Here is an 18,400-nt window from a genome sequence, read left to right as displayed (position 1 = left end):
GGGCATGACCGACCTGCTCGCCCCCCTGTGCAAGCTCCTCGGGATCTCCGAGGGCTGTTCGCGCCAGCAGCTCCGCGCCGACCTCATCGCCGGCCTGACCACGGCCGTGATGCTGGTCCCCCAGGGCATGGCCTACGCGATGCTCGCGGGCCTGCCCCCCATCGTCGGTCTCTACGCCTCCTTGCTCCCGCTGATCGTCTACGCCTTCCTCGGCACCTCGCGGCAGCTCGCGGTCGGGCCCGTGGCCATGGACTCGCTCCTGGTCGCCTCGGGCGTCGGGGCCATCGCCGAGGGCGGGAGCGAGGCCTACATCGCCTACGCCGCGCTCTTGGCCATCCTCGCGGGCGGCATCCAGCTCGCCCTGGGCCTGATGCGCGCCGGCTTCGTGGTCGAGCTGCTGACCCGCCCCGTGATCAGCGGCTTCACCTCGGCCGCGGCGCTGATCATCGGCTTCTCCCAGCTCGGCCCCTTGCTCGGCGTGAAGCTCGAGCGCAGCCAGCAGCTCCAGGTCATCCTCGTCGACGCCCTCGGCCACCTCCAGGCCATCGACGGCCTGACCCTCGCCGTCGGCCTCGGCGCGATCGCGGCCCTGCTCGCCCTCAAGCTCGCGACCCCCGACGCCCCGCGAGCGCTGATCGTCGTCGTGGTCGGATCGCTGGCCGTGCTCGCCTTCGACTGGCTCGGCCTCGAGCACGCGGTCGCCACCGTCGGCGAGGTCCCGGCCGGGCTCCCGGGCTTCGCCTGGCCGCGCCCCGCGGGCATGGGCGGCGCGCTCGAGACCCTCACCAAGCTCGCGCCCACGGCCCTCGCCATCGCCCTGATCGGCTTCATGGAGGCCTACTCGGTCGCCGACAACGTCGCCCGCCAGCAGGACTACGGCGTCGACGCCAACCGCGAGCTCGTGGCCCTGGGCGCGGCCAACGTCGCCACCGGCCTGTTCAGCGGCTACCCCGTGACCGGCGGCTTCTCGCGCACGGCCGTCAACGCCCAGGCCGGGGCCCAGACCCGGCTCGCCGGGCTGATCACCGCCGCGGTCGTCGGCGCGACCTTGCTGGTGCTCACGCCCCTGTTCGGCCCCCTGCCCAAGGCCGTGCTCGCGGCCATCATCATGGTCGCCGTGTTCGGGCTCATCGACCTGCGCGAGCCCGCGCGCTTGTGGAAGAGCGGCCGCGCCGGTCGCTGGCAGCTCGCCGTGCTCGCCGTCAGCTTCCTCGTCACCCTGACCCAGGGGATCCAGCTCGGCATCGTCGTCGGGGTGCTCGCGGCTCAGGTCGTCGATCGCCTGCGCCTCGGCGGAGCTCCCGAGGCCGAGTGAGTCGTGGACGTGGGCAGGGAGGGCGAGGCGTCGTCCCTGACTCCTCGATCCGCTCAAGCGCTCTGCGCGGGCGCCTCTTGCAGCCACGCCCGCGCGCCCTGCTCGGTGTCGAAAAAGCGCGCCTTGCCGGCCATGCCGAGGACCGTCAGCACGATTCGAAACATCATGCGGTTGAAGTGGCTCACGCCGAACACCGCCATGCGGTCCCAGACCAACCTGGAGGCGTAGGGCTGGAGCGCCTCGCGTGTCCCCCGGTCGATGTTGAGCTTGGCCTGGCCCAGGTCGATGAGCACCAGACAGGGGCTACTCTGCGCGAAGGCGACGAGCATGGCATCGCCGACGGCCGTCACCTCCGCGGGGGTCGACGGCCCGATGACGCGCACACAGACGACGCCCTGGTCGTCGAGGGCGACCTGGTGCTTCACCCCGCCCCCGAGCTGGGCCGGCTCGCGTCCCGGGCAGACAGCAGCCACGCCCGCGCCTCGCCCTCGGTGGCGAAGAACTGGGTCGACTCGGTCTTGCCCGCCAGGGCCAGGACCACGCGGCCGATCATCCGGTTGAAGTTGCTCATGCCAAAGATCGCGGCGCGCTCCCAGGTCAGCAGCTCCGCGGCCGTCTGCATCTCCCGGCGAGCCTCGCGGCTGAAGGCGAGCTCGGCTCTGGACTGATCGATGAGCAGCAGGGGCGGGCCGCCGTCGCCGAGCGCGACGAGCAAGCGGTCGCGGATCTCGGCGGTCTCCGCCGACGAGACGGGCCCGTCGATGGCCATGCACAACAAGCCGTCGTCGGAACGATAGACACGATGAGCCATGGCGAGAGTCCGCGCGCGACGAGGCCAATCGCGCCGCGCAGGACCCAATCAGTATACCGATCGCCCGCGGGGCGGTCGTGTAGCGAAATTCCACAATCGGCCCCTGAGCCGCTTCCAGACCCTATTTCTTGCAGTGCTTCGTCGACCCGAGAGCGCAGGCCTGACCGTAGAATTCCCGAGCCTTGCGTTTGCTCTTGACCACGCCCGCGCCCTCTTCGTGGAGCTTGGCCATGCCGACGCAGCCGAAGGAGTAGCCGAGCTCGCAGCCCCGGACGTAGCGCTCGGCGGCCTTGGCCGCGTCGACCTCGACCCCGCGCCCGCGCTGGTAGGCGAGCCCGAGCCAGGTGCAGGCCAGCTCGTCCCCAGCCTCGCACGCCGCCGAGAACAGGGCGAAGGCCTGCTCGTAGTCCGGCTCGACGCCGGTCCCGGTCATGAGGATCTGCGCTTGTTGGGTGCAGGCCAGCGTCGCCCCGGCGGTGCAGGCCTGGGCGTAGAGTTCGACGGCCTTGGCGAAGTCCTTGTCCATCCCGAGGCCGCGGACGTAGTAGGCGCCGAGGACCATGCAGTCGCCGACGTGGCCGCCCTCGCAGGCCGCCTCGCGCAGGGCTCGACCCCGGCCCCACATGTCGCGGACCTCGGCCTCGTCCCCGCTCCAGGTCGCCAGCACCTCGCAGCCGTGGACGTCGCCGAGCTCGCAGGCGTAGCGGAAGTAGACGTCGGCCGTGGCCCGGTCGCGCTCGACGTTCCAGCCCAGCGCGAAGATCTCACCGGCGAGGGTGCAGCCCGCCGCGCTGCCCACCTGGCAGCCGTAGCGGGCGAGCTGGACGGCCACGCGCGGATCCTGCCCGAGCGGCTCCGTGCTCGCCTCGCCGCCCTCGCCCCCGCCATCAATCAGCGAGACCGAGAGCGCCGTGCAAGCGTCGGAGCTGCCCAGCTCGCAGCCCCGCCGCCAAAAAGCCACGGCGTCCGCCACGGCGTAGCGCAGCCCCGCGGCCTCGCCCTGCTCGGGCGCGGTCTCGGCGAGCACGACCCCCATGCGGTAGCAGCTGCTCGCGTCGTTGGCCTCGCAGGCGTAGGCCAGCAGCTCCGCCCCGCCAGCGAGCTCTGCCGACGGCCCCACGCCCTGGACGTGCAACCAGCCGAGGTTGCCGCAGGCGACGGCCTCGCCCTGCTCGCAGGCGCCAGCGAACAGCTCCGCGGAGCGCTCGAGGTCGCGCTCGACCCCGCGGCCGAGCATGGTGAGCAGCCCCAGGCTCCCGCACGCGTAGCCGTCACCGGCCGCGCACGCCTGGTCATAGAGCGCGACGGCCTGGCCGAGGTCGACCTCCGTGCCGATGCCCGAGACGTAGGCCGTCGCCAAGCTCGCGCAGCCCCGGGGCTCGCCCGCGGTGCAGGCCTTGCGCAGGTAGGCGATGCCCTGATCGGCGTCGCTGGTCTCGCCCGGAGCGAGCAGCAGCCCCACGCCTCGCTGGACGCAGGCATAGAGGTAGCCCTCCCGGCAGGCCTCGTCGTAGAGGGCCCCGGCGCGCTCGGGATCCTGGGCCCGCACGAACTCGGCCAGGGCGACGCAGGACTCGCTGTCCCCCGCCCTGCACGCGTCGCCGTAGCGATCCCGGGCTCGGGCCGGGCTCGCGCGCACGCCCAGCCCCTGGGCGTAGAGCAGCGCGAGGCTCCCGCAGTACTCCCCCGGGTTCCGCGCGCAGTCCCGCTCGAGGTACTCGACGCCGCGATCGAGGAGGAGCTTGGCGACCCCGCCCTCGTCCGCGTCGCTGCCCCGGAGCATGGTCGCCAGGCCCACGCAGGCCCGCCCGTCGCGCTCGGCACAAGCCCACTCGTAGAGGGACTGCGCGCGCTTGGGATCGGCCTCGACCCCGACGCCGAACTCGTAGCTCGACGCCAGGTAGGTGCAGCCCCCGACGTGCTTGGCGTCACAGGCCTGCTCGAACAGCTTCGCCGCCCGCTCCGGCTCCCGGCCGCACTCGATGCCGGCCGCGAACATCCGCCCCCCGGCGAAGCAGGCCTCGGGGCTCGACGCCTGACACTGGCTCGCGCAGGTATGGGGATCCGAGCAAGGCGCCGCGGTCGAGCGCTGCACCTGGCACGCGCTCACCAGCGCCCCCGTGCCCAGGCCGAGGCTCAACGCGAGAAACAAGGCGGGGCTCAGAGCGGCGCGAGTGGCCATCGAGGAGGATTCTACCAACATCGAGAACCTCCATCCGATCCCGGGCTGTCGCCAGAGGGAGACGCTCGAGCCGTGGACGGGGTGCCCATCCCGTGGGCTTCCTCATGCGATTTACTCCCTCTCCACGGCGCCTCTCGACCGGCCCGTCCCGGGGATGGAGACGAGCTCGCCGCGCTCGACGGGGTCACGCCGCGCCTTCAGGTAGAGCGCGGACAAAGCGACGGTGTCGATCGTCGCTCCGCACGCGAGGGCGAAAGTGCTCTCCACGCGCGCGTGTTCGACTGCACGGTGGTGACCCTCCCGCCTGCCCCGTCGCCGGCCGCTCCCGTGCGACGGTCGCGGAGTCCGAGCGCGCTCACCTCGAAGCGTCGCCAATTTGAAGCCGCTCTTCATGGAGCGTGGGACGCAGATTCGCATCGGTATCGACAAACTCGAAGTCGGGCGCTGGCCCCAGCCTGCTTGCGATATAGTCATCGCATGCGCGGCCACCTGATCGCCGACCGCTACGAGCTCGAGCGCGAAGTCGGTCGGGGCGGGATGGGCACGGTCTGGAAAGCCCGCGATCGCGCTCTCCAGCGGCCCGTGGCCCTCAAGCTCATGGCCGCCCGGCACGCGCATCACGAGGACTTTCGCCGCCGCTTCTCCCGGGAGGCGACGGCCCTCGCCCAGCTCCACCACCCGCACATCGTCGCCGTCCACGACTACGGTATCGACAACGATTGTCCATACATGGTGATGGAGCTGCTCGCGGGTGAGGATTTGCGTTCGCGACTGATGCGTGAAAAGCGGCTCTCGCCGATGGTCATGCTCGAGATCCTGCGCCAGGTCGGGAGCGGGCTCGCGGCGGCGGCGGCGGTGGACATCGTGCACCGGGACCTCAAGCCCGCCAACATCTTCCTCGCCCGCGGCGACGCCGGAGAGACCGTCAAGATCCTCGACTTCGGCGTGGCCTGGTCCGGGCTCGAGGGCCCAGAGCTCCCCGAGCCCGGGCGCATCGTCGGGACCCCGGCCTACATGAGCCCGGAGCAGGTCCGCGGGATCAAGCCCCACCACGTCGGCGACCTGTGGTCCCTCGCGGTCATCGCCTACAAGGCCCTCACCGGCGAGCTCCCCTTCTCCGAGAGCTCCTTCGGGGACCTCGTGGTCAGCATCTGCACCGACGCCTTCCCGCCGGTCAGCGAGCACGACCCCTCCCTCCCGGCGGGCCTCGACGCCTTCTTCGAGCGCGCCCTGACCAAGGACAGCGCGCAGCGCTTCCCGACCGCGGCCGAGCTCATCGCCGCCTTCGCCCTCGCGTCTCGGGCGACCCGCCGCGCCAAGGTGCTGATCGTCGACGACGAGCCCGACGTCAAGGTGATGATGAAGGCGCGGTTCCGCAGACAGCTCGCCAAGGGGGACTACGAGTTCCTGTTCGCGGACAACGGCGAGGTCGCCCTCGAGCGCCTGCGGGCCAACCCCGACGTCGACGTGGTCCTGGCCGACATCCACATGCCGGTCATGGACGGCCTCGCGCTGCTCGAGCGCATCCCCGAGGTCTCGCCCTTCGCCAAGACCGTGATCGTCTCGGCCTTTGGCCAGATGCCGAACATCCGCCGGGCCATGAACCGGGGGGCCTTCGACTTCGTCATCAAGCCCATCGACTTCAAGGACCTCGCCGCCACCCTCGACAAGACCGTGCAGCACGTGTTCGAGCTGCGCGACATGGCCGGCTCGGGGGAGGAGAACCAGCTGCTGCGCAAGTTCACCCCCCCGGCGGTCCTCGACCGTCTGCTCGGCTCGGGCCCCGCCCTGGGCCTCGCCAACGACCAGTCCGAGGGCACGGTGGTGTTCATCGAGGCCGGGCGCGCCCTGCTCGACGACGGCGACGACGCCCCCGCCCCGCCCGGCCAGCTCGTCCGCCGCCTCAACGCGATCTTCGAGGTCGTCATCCCCGAGCTCGAAGCTCGCGGGGGCGACGTCAGCCTGATCGGCAGCGACCTCCTGGCCGTGTTCACCGGCGACGGGCACACCTACCGCTCCCTCGAGGCCTGCCGGGCGCTGTTCAGCCAGAGCCGCCGCTTGGCGAGCACCGCCGGCCCGGAGTCGCCCTACGCCAAGGGCGTGTGCGTGGGCGTGGCCACCGGCCCCTTCATGCGCGGCTGCGTCGGTTCTCAAGTCTGCGGGCGCCTGTCCTACCTCACCTTCGGCGAGGTCGTCGACCAGGCCAAGGCCCTCGCGCGCTCGGCCGAGCACTGGCAGATCGCCGCCGAGGGTCGCCTGGGCGAGATCTTCGACGAGGGACCCTGGCAGGTCGAAGCGACCTCGGCGAGCACCAAGAGCACCGCCGCCGGTGTCCGCTACCTGACGTGGTGCGAGGCGACGGAGACCCGAGACCCGATCGGCGATCCCAGGCCGCTGCCGCAGCGGCGCGACGCCCCCCTCGACCCGACCGCCGACACCGGCATCTCGCCGCCCCCAGAGGTCGGTGCCGCCGACACCCCTGGCAACGCCAGGGATGTCCTCGACGCGAGCTAGCGAGCCGCTAAAAGGGGCGCAACTTCGGCTCGATGTTCGAGTCGAGCGAGAAGCCGACGTGATCGAAGACGAAGCTGTAGTTCGAAGCGAGCTTGCTGTCGCGCACGCCGATCGAGGCGTCGGCGTGGCAGCTGGCGCAGTCGATGGTTTGCACGTAGGTCTCGAGCATGACGTTCGTCAGCGGCTTCCCCTGCCCGGAGTCCGAGTTCAAGAACCCTGTCTTGGACAGCGGAGCGTCGGTGTTCGGCGCCGTGCAGTTGTAGGTGTAGTTGAAGTCCTCAGTGCCCTGGTAGAAGCAGCCCGGCGTGCTCATCTGCGTGCACACGGTCTTCAAGGGCGGCTGCGGCGTCCCACAGGTGGCCCGGGGATCGAACCACTGCACCCCCATGAGGTCGTAATGCGCGAGCGCCTCTTGCTGCTCTCCTGCGAGGTGAGCCTTGGCGCACGCGTTCGTCTTGGCGACGTCCGGCGCGATGGCGTTGATGCGCTGGACCACCGTGGCATAGGGCGCGCAGTCGCCGTTCGAGAAGTAGTCCTGCAGGGTATAGGGTGAGGCCTCGTTGGGCTTGGCCGTGAATTTGACCGGGTCCTCGCCCTCCTTCCCCTGACACTTGGCGGCCCGCTCGACCTCGTGGGGCTCGTTGGCAAAGCTCGCGGTGAGCTCCGAGTGCTCGAAGGTCATCCACAGCCAGCGCTCGCCGCCGTTGGTGCTCTTGAGCAGGATGTGGAAGCCAACCAAGCCGAGCAGGACGTCCTCACGAGGCACCCCCTTCGCGCCCTTGATCGTCCCGCGCGTCGTGACGTACTTGCCCGCGTCCGCCTCGGCGATCGGTAGCCAGGCGGCCTTGACCTCCGTCGAGCCGTGGGGCGTGGCGATCCCCGTGCTCTCGGCGAAGGTCTCCTGACCCTCGCCGCTGTACAGCCCGTGCTTCACGATGTAGTCGAACTCGAACCGGTTGAGGCGCATCTCGTACCAGACGAGCTCTCCCCGCTCGTCCGCGAGCCAGTAGCCGCCGCTGCCGTCGGAGGTGCCGTTGTCGGCCTGCGCGTAGCCAAGGCGCGGCGGCGCCGTCGGCTTCCAGTCCGGCTTGGCCCCCGTCATCACGTCGTCGATGGCCATGAACGAGGTCTGCCAGTTGAAGTCGCCGGCGGTGTTCAAGCCGATGAACATGTCCCACGCGAAGGCGGTGAGCTGCGCCGGCAAGGTCCCGGAGGGGCTCGGCGCGGTGTTGTCCGCGTTCGGGAGCGGGCTGAAGCTGTACCCGCTGCAGTCCGGCTTCTCGGCGGCGGCGGTCTCTTCGGTGTCTGCCTTGACTCCCTCGGCTCCCGCTCCCGCTTCTTGGTCGCCGGATGCGTCAGCCGTGTTCCCGGCCTCCTTCTTGGCCGCCTCGGCCCCTGGTGATTCACCGGAGCTCGCGTCGGAAGCCGACTTGTCGCAAGCCGTGGAGAGTGTCGAAATGAGGGCCAGGCCGGCCATCGACGGTATGGACTGAATCGAGATGTGCATGAGCTGGCCCTCGTAGGGGTGGACTTGGAATCAGAGCGCGTAGGGGACCATCTGGAGGGCCCCCTTGGGGATGCGCCCGAAGGGCGGGAGCAGGAGCGACGAGAGGTTGTTGTTGTCGAAGATGAAGCGCATCTCGACGGGCTTGCCCGTGGCGGCCACGGTCGGGATGTTCGGGCCCTCGAGCCCGGCGTACTTCCCGTTGTAGTCCTTGTTGAACTGCGTCAGCTCGCTGGGCACGTCACCCTCGGCGATGCTCCCGTTCAGGATCCCGATGACGACCGTGAGGGCGTCGTTGCACGCCGTGGGCACCGCGGGCGTCGCGGGCGGGTTTCCGACCCGCTGAGCCTCCGCGCGGAACAGGTAGTCGTAGAGCGTGTCCTGGCTCCACGCCAGGGTATAGATGATGGTCCACGCGGTGCTGTTGTTGGTGTAGGCGACGGCTTCGGGGAGGGTCGTCAGGGGCTCGGGATTGGACATGGTCGTTGTTTCCTTGGTGGTGCGTTGGGTGCGTCAGTTGTGTTTGAACGCGTGCAATTGCTCGAGGATCGCCTCGTCTGAGAGCGCCTCGAATTGGTCTGGTTGGCGGCACAGGACGGCCGTCTCGTAGCAGGCCCTGGCGACGCTCGAGCGCTCCGGGCCGGTCAGCGAGGCGACGAACTCGACGAGCTCCGCGACGTGCTTGGCGTCGCTCCCCGTGCTGCTGTGCACGCGGAGGCAGCGGGTCCCGTCGACCCCGGCGGGCAAGCAGGCGTCGACGCGGGCGATGAAGGCCTCGTCGATGCACAGCGCGAGGCGCTCGAGGCCGTAGGCATAGCCCACGCAGGCGATGGGGTCCTCGCTCTGGGCCGCCCGCGCGAAGTAGTCGACCAGGCCCGCGGCGGCCGAAGGCACGACCGCCTCGACCATGGCCTGGCCCGCGTAGCCCAGGGACTCGAGGTCGCGCAGCGCCAGGCGGTCGTGGCCGCTCTCTTCTCGGATCTTGGTCTGTGCCCACTGCGCGAGGTGCTCACGCCCCGCGGCCCGAAAGCGCTCCGCGGCGACGGCCATGTAGATCGGCGTGGCGTGGGTGGTCTGATACAGCGCGCACAAGCGCACGAGCCAGCGCGCGAGCGTGAAGCGCTGGCGCGGGCCGTCGGGGACCGCCGCCCAGCCGACGCGGGTCACCGCGTCGAGGAGCGTGCCCGTCACGGCGGGCGCCCCGACCCCGGGCATGGGCTGGGCGAAGGGAGTGCCTGGGGTCAGCGGCTGCAGCCACGCGTCCGACCCCTTCGCCACGACGACTCGCCCGCCGTCCACCACGGACCACTCCATCTCCCCCAGAAGGGAGACATCATTGCGCACTCCCATATGCATGCTCTGCCTTTCCACATGTCCCTCGAGTACTATTTGTACGTGGGTCGTGTCACCGATGATCAATCGGTAGACGAATGATGAATTTGGCCCCGCCGAGGGCGGCGTCGCGCTGAACCTCGACGGATCCCGCGTGCCCGACGACGACGACGTCGTGGCAAATCGCGAGGCCCAGCCCCGTCCCCATGCCCGGAGGCTTGGTCGTGAAGAAGGGCTCGAAGATGCGGCCGCTGATCTCCTCGGACACGCCGGGGCCGTTGTCCGCGATGTGGACCTCGGCGACCCCGCTGCCGAGCTGGGTCGAGACCGTCACCCGGGGTGAGAAGGTGCCCTCGGGCTCGGCCTTGGCCCGCTCCAAGATCGCGTCGAAGGCGTTGTTCAGCAGGTTGACGAGGACGCGGGCCATCTGCTGCGGGTGCAGGGCGACCTCGCCGACCGCGGCGTCATACTCCCGCGCCAGCTCGATGGTCGTGCGCGAGACCGTCTGGATGTCCTTGTGGGTCAGCGTGACGTACTGATCGACCAGCTTGTTGAAGTCGACGGCGCGGCGCTCGTCCGTGGGGCTGACCGCGTGCTCCGTCAGCCCGCCGACGATCCCGTCGGCGCGCTTGCTGTGGTGGAGGATGTGCTGGTTGTACTCGCGCAGCTCGGTCAGGGCCTCGGACAGCTGGGCGCCCTCGGCCGAGTCGCCGTCCTCGCGCAGCTCGTCGATGATCTCGACGCTGACCTCGGCGAAATTCACGATGAAGTTGAGCGGGTTCTTGATCTCGTGGGCGATGCCCGTGGACAGGCGCCCGAGCGAGGCCATCTTCTCGGCGTGGATCAGCTGGGCCTGGGCGGTCCGCAGCTCGAGCAGGACCTGCTCGAGGTCGGCGTTCTTTTGGCGCAGCTCGAGGGTCCGCGCCGCCACGCGCTGCTCCATCTCGCGGAACAGCTGGGCGTTCTCGAGGGAGATGCCGGCCTGCGAGGCGAGCAGCTCGAGGACCTCGATGTGCGAGGGCGTGAAGGCCCCGGTGGTCAGGTCGTTCTCGAGGTAGAAGACGCCCAGCAGCTTGCCCTGACCGAGCACGGGCATGGCCAGGATGGACTTGCACTCGTTGCCGACGATGTAAGGATCGCTCGCAAAGCGCGGATCGGTGGACGCGTCGTGGATGATGACCGGCTCGAGGGTGCGGCGCGCGTAGTGGATGACCTGCTCGGGGAGCTTGCCGTGGCCGCGCAGGCGCAGCGGGGCCTCGGTGCTCATGACCGACTCCTGGCTGCCGTCGTCGCGCACGCCCGCGTCGACGTTGACCCACAGGTCGCCATCGCGGTCGAGCATCAGCACGCCCCGGCGCGCCCCGGCGTTCTCGATGACCGTCTCGACGAGGGTCGCCATCAGCTGGTCGAGGACGATCTCACCGGAGATGGCGCGCGAGGCCTTGAACACGCTGCTGAGGTCGAGGACGCCCTTGCTCTGGCTGCTCGAGGTGCTGGTGATGAGCGCGCGCGGGTGCCCGCGCTCGTCGTCCAGGGCCCCAAACTCGGGGAACTCGGCCCGCAGCTGCTCGACCTTCTTCTCCGCGCCCCAGTCGCTGTAGCCGTAGAGGGCGTCGACCATGTAGCTCATGCCCACGCGCGTCCGCCCGCGGGCCAGCCAGGCTCGCCCGGCGAGCTCGTTGCCCAGGGCCGCGGCGTGCACGAAGCCGTTCTCGGTCGCGTCTTCGATGGCCCGGTCGTAGCGCTCGAAGGCCTCGAGCTCCCGGCCCTCCGCGCGGGCCCGCTCGGCCGAGACGAGCAGCTCCATGTGCACGAAGTTCTCGGGCGAGTTCGCGGCCCAGTCGCGCATCATCGCCTCGTAGCCGGCGAGGCGCTCGCTCAGCTCGGCCCGGCGCTCGCCCTCGGCCTCGCGCATGAGCGCGGCGATGCACAGCGAGGAGTAGAGGTTGTGCTCGGCGTTGGCGAGGTTGCCCGCGATGTTGGGGATGAGCGCCTCGGCCAGGTCCGCCTCGGCCAGGCCCTTCGCCGGCTCGCCGAGGATCAGGTGCGCCTGAGCCCGGACGATGTGGTAGTAGCACAGCGCCATGAAGCTCTGGTTCTCGCGCATCTGACCGACGAAGTCGTCCTCGTCCGTCGGCTCCGCCTCGGTCTCCGTCAGCATGCCGACGGCGCGCCGAAAGCCCAGGAAAAAGTCGATGCCCAGCTGGTTCTTGGACCGCTCGTTGTACTGCAAAAAGGCCGGCACGTCGGCCAGCACGCGAGCGAGCGGGGTCCCCTCGTAGAAGGGGTAAAAGACCTTGTAGAACAGGATGTAGCCGTTGAAGAGCACCTCGCCCGCGGCCAGGCCCGCCTTGTAGCCCTCGTCCATGTAGTGGTGGGTCTCGCGGATCGGCCGGCGCCAGACCATGACCCAGTCGGCGAGGATGAAGCACGAGCGGCACTTGTCCCCCGGGCTCGAGAAGCGCTCGCTCAGGCGCACGGCCAGGGTCGCCCACTGCAGCGCCGCCTCGAACTGCCGGTAGCGCGGCCAGACCAGGCGGTGGCCGTAGAAGGCGAACAGGTCGGAGGCCTCCGGCGACAGCCCGAACTCGAGGGTCAGGTTGACCATCTTGTAGACGATCCACCCGTGCGCCGCGTGGTCGACATAAAAGGCCGCCGGGATGGCGTTGACCAGCAGGCGCATCGCCTGGCGGGCGCCGGGGTCCTCGACCTCGTGGAGGTCGTAGAGCGAGGGGATGCTGCGCTCCCCGAGGCGCTCGTTGATCGCCGCCGACTCGACGTCGAGGGCCGCGTCGAGGGCCTCGATGGGCATGGTGATGTCGAGCTCGGCGAGGCCCTCGCGGCAGGCCGTCAGCGCCTCTTTGTAGGCGGCGACCATCGTCCGCTGGTTGATGATCATCATGTAGACGCTCGCCCGCTCTCGCGGCGTGGCGGCGAGCTCGAGCAGCTCCCGGGCGAGGGCGTCGGCGCGCTCGGGGTTGCCCAGCAGGGACTCGGCCTCGGACAGGTCGCGGTAGACCTCGAAGGTCAGCTCGTACTCGCGCTCGCCCGAGCCCGCGCCGAGGAGCTCGTGGGCGCAGGCCAGGTACTCGCGCATCGCGGGGTAAGCCGCGGCGCTCTTGGCCCGCTGCCCGGCCCAGCTGTTGAGCCGCGCGACCTCGACACGCTCTTGGGCCTCGACCAGCTCGCGCCCGTGGTTGAGCTGGTCGACGATGTCGAACACGGCCTCGCGGCGCTGGTCCTCGCTGGTATTGCGCAGCAGCAGCCGCCCCGCGCGGAGGTGGACGCGCTTGCGCGTCTCGACGTCCATCAGCATGTACGCGGCCTGCTGGACCCGGTCGTGGAGGAAGCGGTACTCGCGGGCGGCCAGGGGCGCCCCAGGCTCGACCGCCAGCGCCAGCTCGGGCTCGGACGCCGGCAGCACCAGGCCCTCGCGCACCGCCGGCAGCAGCTCGGCGTAGGCCTCGTCGGGGCTCAGGTCCGCGATCACGGCGAGGGTCTCGAGGGCGAAGCGGTTGCCCAGGCAGCTCGCCGCGCGCAGGATCCCCTGGGTGCCCTCGGGCTGGCGCCGCAGCTTGGCGATCATCAGCTCGACCACGTTGGTGGTCACCGCCGTGGCCTCGATGTCCGCGAGGGTCCAGGTCCAGCGCCCCGCCTCGCGGTCGAACACGACCAGGCCCTCGTCGTGGACCTCGCTCAGGAGCTGGGTGACGAAAAAGGGGTTGCCCTCGGTCTTGGCGTAGACGAGCTCGGCCAGGGGGGCGACCTGCTCGGCGCTGGCGTGGAGGGCGTCGGCGACGAGCTCGCGGACCTCGGCCTCGCCCAGCGGACCGACCTTGATCGCCTCGATCGCGGCCCCCTGCCCCTCGAGCTTGGTGATGCTGAGCATCAGCGGGTGGGCCTCGTCGACCTCGTTGTCGCGGTAGGCTCCGATCAACAGCAGGTGCGCGGCGCTCTCGTGGGCGAACAGCAGCTCGATGAGGTTGAGGCTCTCGGGCCCCGCCCACTGCAGGTCGTCGAGGAAGAGCACCAGCGGGTGCTCCGGCTGGGCGAACACGCCGACGAAGGCCTGGAAGGCCTTGTTGAGCCGCCCCTGGGTCTCGGAGGGGTTGAGCTCGGCGACCGCCGGCTGGGGGCCGATGATCAGCTCGACCTCGGGGACCAGATCGATGATCACCTGGCCGTCGCCGTCGAGGGCCTCGACCAGCGCGCGCTTCCACTCGTCGAGGCTCTCCCCCCGCTCGCCGAGCAGCTGATGGACCAGGCCCCGGAACGCGGCCGCGATCGCCACGTAGGGCGTGCCGCGCTGGAGCTGGTCGAACTTGCCCGCCGCGAAGGCCCCGCGGCGCCCGGTGATGCTGATCTGCAGCTCGTTGACCAGGCGGCTCTTGCCGATGCCCGAGTAGCCCTCGATCAGCGCGAGCTGGGGGCGATCGTCGATGCGCTCGAACAGACCGAGCAAGGTCGCGATCTCCTCGTCGCGGCCGTAGAGCTTCTGCGGCAGCTGGAACACCTCCGAGACGTCGTCTCGGCTGAGCGTCAGCTCGCTCTCGGTGGCCTCGCCGCGCAGCAGCGCCAGGCATGCCTGGAGGTCGCGCTTGATGCCGTAGCTGCTCTGGTAGCGCTCCTCGGCCATCTTCGCCATCAGCTTGGCGACCACCCCCGAGAGCATCGAGGGGATCGCCGCGTCGACCTCGCTCAGGGGCTTGGGCAGCTGGGCGATGTGGCAGTGGACCAGCTCCATGGGGTCGCTGGCCGCGAAGGGCAGCTCGCCCGAGAACAGCTGGTAGAGCGTGACGCCGAGGGTGTAGAAGTCCGTCCGGTAGTCGATCTCCCGGTTCATGCGCCCGGTCTGCTCCGGGGCGATGTACGCGAGGGTGCCGACGAGCTGGTTGGGGTGACGAACGGTCGGGTGCTCGCGGGTCAGCGTGGTCGAGATCCCGAAGTCGATGATCTTGAGCTCGCGGGTGGCGGGGTTCCAGATGATGTTGGAGGGGTTGATGTCCTTGTGGATGACGTGGCGGGCGTGGACCTGGTCGAGGGCCTCGACGATCGCGATCGCCAGCTCGACGCGGGTCGTCAGGCTCAGCTCGGCCTCGCCGATGAACTGGTCGAGGGAGCGCCCGCCGACGTCTTCCTGGACCAGGACCCAGCTGCGCCGATCGCTCTCCAGGCCGTAGGCTTTGATGACACCCGAACCACTGAGGCTATTGAGCGTCTCATATTCGCGCTTGAATGCTGCCAAACGCTCGGGTGAGGGCAGTGCCGGACGCAATACTTTGAGGATCACCGCCGCGTCGTCAGACTCTCGGCGCGCGCGGTGGACGTGGGAGCCAGGGCCGTCGTACAGCAGACTGAGGATCTCGTAGCCGCGAAATTGCATCCAGGTGCTCCGACGTGGAAACCCTACCACGGTGACGCTGGAGATCGATTTCAGCGGGTATCAGGCTCTCGGGCCGGACGAGCTTGGGCGAGATCGCGCAGGTGCGCCCCCGCGGCGTTCGCGTTAGAAGGGGAGGTGGCCAGGGGTTCACGTTGAGCGTCGCGAATCGGAAGACCGCAGTGGTCGGCTCGGGTGTCGCCGGGATGGCGGCAGCGTGGCGATTGTCATCCATCGGCGAGGTCGCGGTCTACGAGGCCAACGCGGAGCTGGGCGGTCACGTGTGCACGGTCGATGTGCCCGCAAATGCACACTCCGAGGCCGTGCCCGTGGACGTCGGCTTTCAGCTCTACCACGCGACCCACAACCCCAACGTGCGCGCCCTCTTGGACCTGCTCGAGGTCCAGACCGAGGCGGTGGCCTTCTCGCTCTCGTCGAGCTTCGAGGGCCGGGTGTGGACCAACGACGGGGGCGGCGATCGAGTCAGCGCCGCCCTCGACGGCGACATCGCGCGCTTCATCGCCGACGCCCCCATGATGGTCCACCTGCCCCCCCAGGTCAGCCTGCGCGCGTTCTTTGATCAGCGCGGCTACTCGGCGGACTTTCGCCGCTGGTGCCTCGGCCCCATCCTCTCGTTTTGGTGGGTGTCTCGCGCGGCCCTGTTCGAGCTGCCCGCCTTCGCCGTGGCCGCGGGGGTCTTGCAAGGCGCGATCTCGTTTTCGGGCGCGACCGAGTACCGAGCCGTGTCTGGGGGCGCGCGGGCCTACATCCAACGACTCGCCGCGCGCCTCGAGGGGCAGGCGCGCCTTCGCCTGGCCACGCCCGTGATCCGGATCGAGCGCGCCGCGGACGGGGTCTGGGTCGAGGACGCCGGCGGCGGCCGAGCGCGCTTTGACCGGGCCGTGCTGGCCGTCGACGCCGCGACGGCGCTCTCGCTGCTCGCCGCGCCCAGCGAACCAGAGCGCGCCCTGCTCGGCTCGATCCGCTTCGAGCCGTCCACCCTGGTCGTCCACCGAGACGAGCGGGTCATGCCCGCGCGGCGCGAGCTGTGGCGCTACGGGAACTTCCGGGTCTCGAGCGCGGACCCGCAGGCCGACCTCAGCGGCGAGATGACCTACTGGCAGCCTCGACCGGGGGACCCCTCGGTGTTCGTCACCGTCATCACGGAGGCCACCGAGCTCGATCCGGACAAGGTCGTCTCCGAGCACCGCTGGCGACACCGCATCATCGACCACCACACCTTCGAGGCGAGGCTCTCGCCGATCCAGGGCCAGGGCGGGGTCTGGTACTGCGGCGGCCATGCGGTGGGCTTGCCCGTGCACGAGCACGCGCTGTGCTCGGGCCTGGCCGTCGCCGAGGCGCTCGGGGCGAGCTACCCCTTCGCGGATGACACTCAGGCCGCTCAGGCCTACGCCCAGTTCAAGACGCACTTCGCGTAGGGCCGACCATGCGGGCCTCGCCCGCGCCCGCGCAATGGAGTAGCGTCGCGTCCATGGTCGAGCCTCGAACCTCCGCCCTGACTGGCCTCGCTGCCCTGACACTGCTGCTCTCGGCTTGCTCGGGGGGCGCCGCGCCCCAGGCCGAGGACCAGGGCGCGGCCCCTTCGGCCAAGGCGCCCGAGCAGACCGCCGCCAAGGACACGGACGGCGCCAAGGCGCCGGCCCAAGCCGACGCGCCCGCGAAGGCCGAGGGCCCCGTCGAGCGCGAGCCCCTGCCCGAGGAGACCCACTTCACCAGCCTCCGCCAGCTGACCTTCGGAGGCGAGAACGCCGAGGCCTACCTGTCCTTCGCCGAGGACCGGCTGATCTTCCAGAGCACCCGCGGCGACATGGGCTGCGATCAGATCTTCACCATGGACCTCGAGGGCCGGGGGACGACCATGGTCAGCACCGGCAAGGGGCGGACGACCTGCGCCTACTTCCTGCCCAAGGACGAGCGCATCGTCTACGCCTCGACCCACGCCGCCGCCGACGACTGCCTGCCGCCCCCGGACCGCAGCAAGGGCTACGTGTGGAAGCTCTACGACGAGTTCGACATCTACGTGGCCAACGCCGACGGCAGCGACCCCAAGGTGCTCGCGGCCTCCCCGGGCTACGACGCCGAGGCCACGGTCTCGCCCGCCGGCGACACGATCGTGTTCACCTCGACCCGCGACGGCGACCCCGAGCTCTACGTCATGGACATCGACGGCCAGAACCTGCGCCGGCTGACCAACGCCCCCGGCTACGACGGCGGGGCCTTCTTCAGCTTCGACGGCAAGAAGATCATCTGGCGCGCCAACCGGCCGACCACCGCGGACGAGCAGGCCAAGTACACCGAGCTGCGCGAGGAGGGCCTGGTCCGGCCCACGGCCCTCGAGCTCATGGTCATGAACGCCGACGGCAGCGAGCAGCGGGTCATCACCAACAACGGCGCCGCCAACTTTGGGCCCTTTTGGCACCCCGACGGCGAGCGCGTGATCTTCTCGAGCAACCTCGCCGACCCGATGAAGCGCAACTTCGACCTGTTCATCATCGACACCGCCCCCCAGCCCGAGGGGCAGTGGGCCGAGCCCGAGCGCGTGACCTTCACCAAGGAGTTCGACGGCTTCCCGATGTTCACCCGCGACGGCGAGCAGCTGGTGTTCGCCAGCAACCGCCACCACGACAAGGACGGCGAGACCAACGTGTTCATCGCCGGGTGGAAGGACTGAGCGGTGGCCTGGATCCGCACGCTAACCCGCGCCGAGGCCACGGGGCGCCTGGCCAAGCTCTACCGCGCCATCGCAGGATCGAGCGAGGCCGACGACGACCAGGGCCAGATCGACAACATCCTGCGCGTGCACTCCCTGCGCCCGCGGACCCTCGAGGGCCACCTCGCGCTCTACAAGGCCGCCCTGCACAGCGCGCCCACGAGCCTGAGCAAGGTCGAGACCGAGCTCGTCGGCGCCTACGTGTCCGCGCTCAACGGCTGCCGCTACTGCGTCGAGCACCACCGGGCCGCCCTCGCGCGCCGCCTGTCGGGCCCCGAGGAAGCCGCCGCCCTCCTCGACGCCGCCCTCGAGGGCGCGCCCCACCCCGGCCTGAGCGCGCGCGCTCGGGCCATGCTCGGCTACGCCGACAAGCTGACCCGCTCCCCCCAGGCCATGGTCGAGGGCGACCTCCGGCCGCTGCGCGAGCAGGGCCTCGACGACGCGACGATCCTCGAGCTCAACCAGGTCGTGGCCTACTTCGCCTACGCCAACCGTACGGTGCTCGGCCTGGGCGTGGACACCCTCGGTGAGGTCCTGGGTCTGCACCCGCCCGACGGCGGCGACTCCCTCGAGCACCGCTAGCCCGGCGGCGGGCTCCAGCGCCTCGCTGCCAGCCCCCAGCGCGGCCGCC

The 18,400-nt window shown here is 70.2% G+C and carries 12 protein-coding genes; 5 read left to right on the top strand and 7 right to left on the bottom strand.

The window, feature by feature from the left end; all coding sequences use genetic code 11:
• Positions 1-4 precede the first annotated feature (4 nt).
• The gene (locus tag PPSIR1_RS07295) at positions 5-1,315 is read left to right on the top strand and encodes a SulP family inorganic anion transporter (RefSeq protein WP_006970369.1); all 1,311 of its coding nucleotides are present in this window, start codon (positions 5-7) and stop codon (positions 1,313-1,315) included.
• A 53-nt stretch (positions 1,316-1,368) separates the two neighbouring features.
• Here PPSIR1_RS07295 and PPSIR1_RS07290 read toward each other — a convergent pair whose 3' ends face one another.
• The 3 genes from PPSIR1_RS07290 to PPSIR1_RS07280 form a co-directional block, all read right to left on the bottom strand.
• Positions 1,369-1,788 carry a SpoIIAA family protein gene (locus tag PPSIR1_RS07290; RefSeq protein ID WP_157595283.1) on the bottom strand — a complete coding sequence of 140 codons (420 nt, stop codon included), beginning with the start codon at positions 1,786-1,788 and terminating at the stop codon, positions 1,369-1,371.
• A complete protein-coding gene (locus tag PPSIR1_RS42065; protein WP_157595282.1) occupies positions 1,737-2,126 on the bottom strand; it encodes a SpoIIAA family protein in 390 nt (129 codons plus the stop codon). The genes PPSIR1_RS07290 and PPSIR1_RS42065 overlap by 52 nt, the downstream gene beginning before the upstream one ends.
• A 121-nt stretch (positions 2,127-2,247) precedes the next feature.
• Complete coding sequence (locus tag PPSIR1_RS07280) at positions 2,248-4,308, bottom strand: tetratricopeptide repeat protein (RefSeq protein ID WP_006970366.1); 2,061 nt, start codon at positions 4,306-4,308, stop codon at positions 2,248-2,250.
• Between the two features lie 477 nt (positions 4,309-4,785).
• Here PPSIR1_RS07280 and PPSIR1_RS07275 point away from each other — a divergent pair, with 477 nt between their 5' ends.
• Entirely contained in the window at positions 4,786-6,822 is a 2,037-nt protein-coding gene (locus PPSIR1_RS07275) for a protein kinase domain-containing protein (protein WP_006970364.1), read from the top strand.
• 7 nt (positions 6,823-6,829) lie between these two features.
• On the opposite strand, the gene PPSIR1_RS07270 is transcribed toward PPSIR1_RS07275, so the two are convergent.
• From PPSIR1_RS07270 to PPSIR1_RS07250, 4 genes are all read right to left on the bottom strand, one after another.
• Positions 6,830-8,329: a hypothetical protein gene (locus PPSIR1_RS07270; RefSeq protein ID WP_157595280.1), complete on the bottom strand. Its 1,500-nt coding sequence runs from the start codon at positions 8,327-8,329 to the stop codon at positions 6,830-6,832.
• 30 nt (positions 8,330-8,359) lie between these two features.
• A complete protein-coding gene (locus tag PPSIR1_RS07260) occupies positions 8,360-8,806 on the bottom strand; it encodes a hypothetical protein (protein WP_006970362.1) in 447 nt (148 codons plus the stop codon).
• Positions 8,807-8,839: 33 nt separating this feature from the next.
• Positions 8,840-9,604: a hypothetical protein gene (locus PPSIR1_RS07255; protein WP_157595279.1), complete on the bottom strand. Its 765-nt coding sequence runs from the start codon at positions 9,602-9,604 to the stop codon at positions 8,840-8,842.
• A gap of 127 nt (positions 9,605-9,731) precedes the next feature.
• Complete coding sequence (locus tag PPSIR1_RS07250) at positions 9,732-15,041, bottom strand: trifunctional serine/threonine-protein kinase/ATP-binding protein/sensor histidine kinase (protein ID WP_006970360.1); 5,310 nt, start codon at positions 15,039-15,041, stop codon at positions 9,732-9,734.
• A gap of 101 nt (positions 15,042-15,142) precedes the next feature.
• Here PPSIR1_RS07250 and PPSIR1_RS07245 point away from each other — a divergent pair, with 101 nt between their 5' ends.
• From PPSIR1_RS07245 to PPSIR1_RS07235, 3 genes are read left to right on the top strand one after another with little or no spacing between them, the layout of a single operon-like run.
• The gene (locus tag PPSIR1_RS07245) at positions 15,143-16,477 is read left to right on the top strand and encodes an FAD-dependent oxidoreductase (protein ID WP_338047278.1); all 1,335 of its coding nucleotides are present in this window, start codon (positions 15,143-15,145) and stop codon (positions 16,475-16,477) included.
• A gap of 53 nt (positions 16,478-16,530) precedes the next feature.
• Positions 16,531-17,730 carry a TolB family protein gene (locus PPSIR1_RS07240; protein ID WP_006970358.1) on the top strand — a complete coding sequence of 400 codons (1,200 nt, stop codon included), beginning with the start codon at positions 16,531-16,533 and terminating at the stop codon, positions 17,728-17,730.
• Positions 17,731-17,733: 3 nt separating this feature from the next.
• Complete coding sequence (locus PPSIR1_RS07235) at positions 17,734-18,351, top strand: carboxymuconolactone decarboxylase family protein (RefSeq protein WP_006970357.1); 618 nt, start codon at positions 17,734-17,736, stop codon at positions 18,349-18,351.
• The last annotated feature ends 49 nt before the right edge of the window (positions 18,352-18,400 follow it).

Origin of the sequence: Plesiocystis pacifica SIR-1 (assembly GCF_000170895.1) — a bacterium.
Classification (GTDB): Bacteria; Myxococcota_A; Polyangia; order Nannocystales; family Nannocystaceae; genus Plesiocystis; species Plesiocystis pacifica.
The sequence above is the reverse complement of the archived record's forward strand: the minus strand, read 5'-3'. Positions and strand labels throughout refer to the sequence as shown.

What these genes read in the sequence shown, in the direction of transcription:
- PPSIR1_RS07295 (WP_006970369.1), top strand. Translation starts at nt 5, where the DNA reads ATGACCGACCTGCTCGCCCCCCTGTGCAAGCTCCTCGGGATCTCCGAG.
- PPSIR1_RS42065 (WP_157595282.1), bottom strand. Translation starts at nt 2,126, where the DNA reads ATGGCTCATCGTGTCTATCGTTCCGACGACGGCTTGTTGTGCATGGCC.
- PPSIR1_RS07280 (WP_006970366.1), bottom strand. Translation starts at nt 4,308, where the DNA reads ATGGCCACTCGCGCCGCTCTGAGCCCCGCCTTGTTTCTCGCGTTGAGC.
- PPSIR1_RS07275 (WP_006970364.1), top strand. Translation starts at nt 4,786, where the DNA reads ATGCGCGGCCACCTGATCGCCGACCGCTACGAGCTCGAGCGCGAAGTC.
- PPSIR1_RS07270 (WP_157595280.1), bottom strand. Translation starts at nt 8,329, where the DNA reads ATGCACATCTCGATTCAGTCCATACCGTCGATGGCCGGCCTGGCCCTC.
- PPSIR1_RS07260 (WP_006970362.1), bottom strand. Translation starts at nt 8,806, where the DNA reads ATGTCCAATCCCGAGCCCCTGACGACCCTCCCCGAAGCCGTCGCCTAC.
- PPSIR1_RS07250 (WP_006970360.1), bottom strand. Translation starts at nt 15,041, where the DNA reads ATGCAATTTCGCGGCTACGAGATCCTCAGTCTGCTGTACGACGGCCCT.
- PPSIR1_RS07240 (WP_006970358.1), top strand. Translation starts at nt 16,531, where the DNA reads ATGGTCGAGCCTCGAACCTCCGCCCTGACTGGCCTCGCTGCCCTGACA.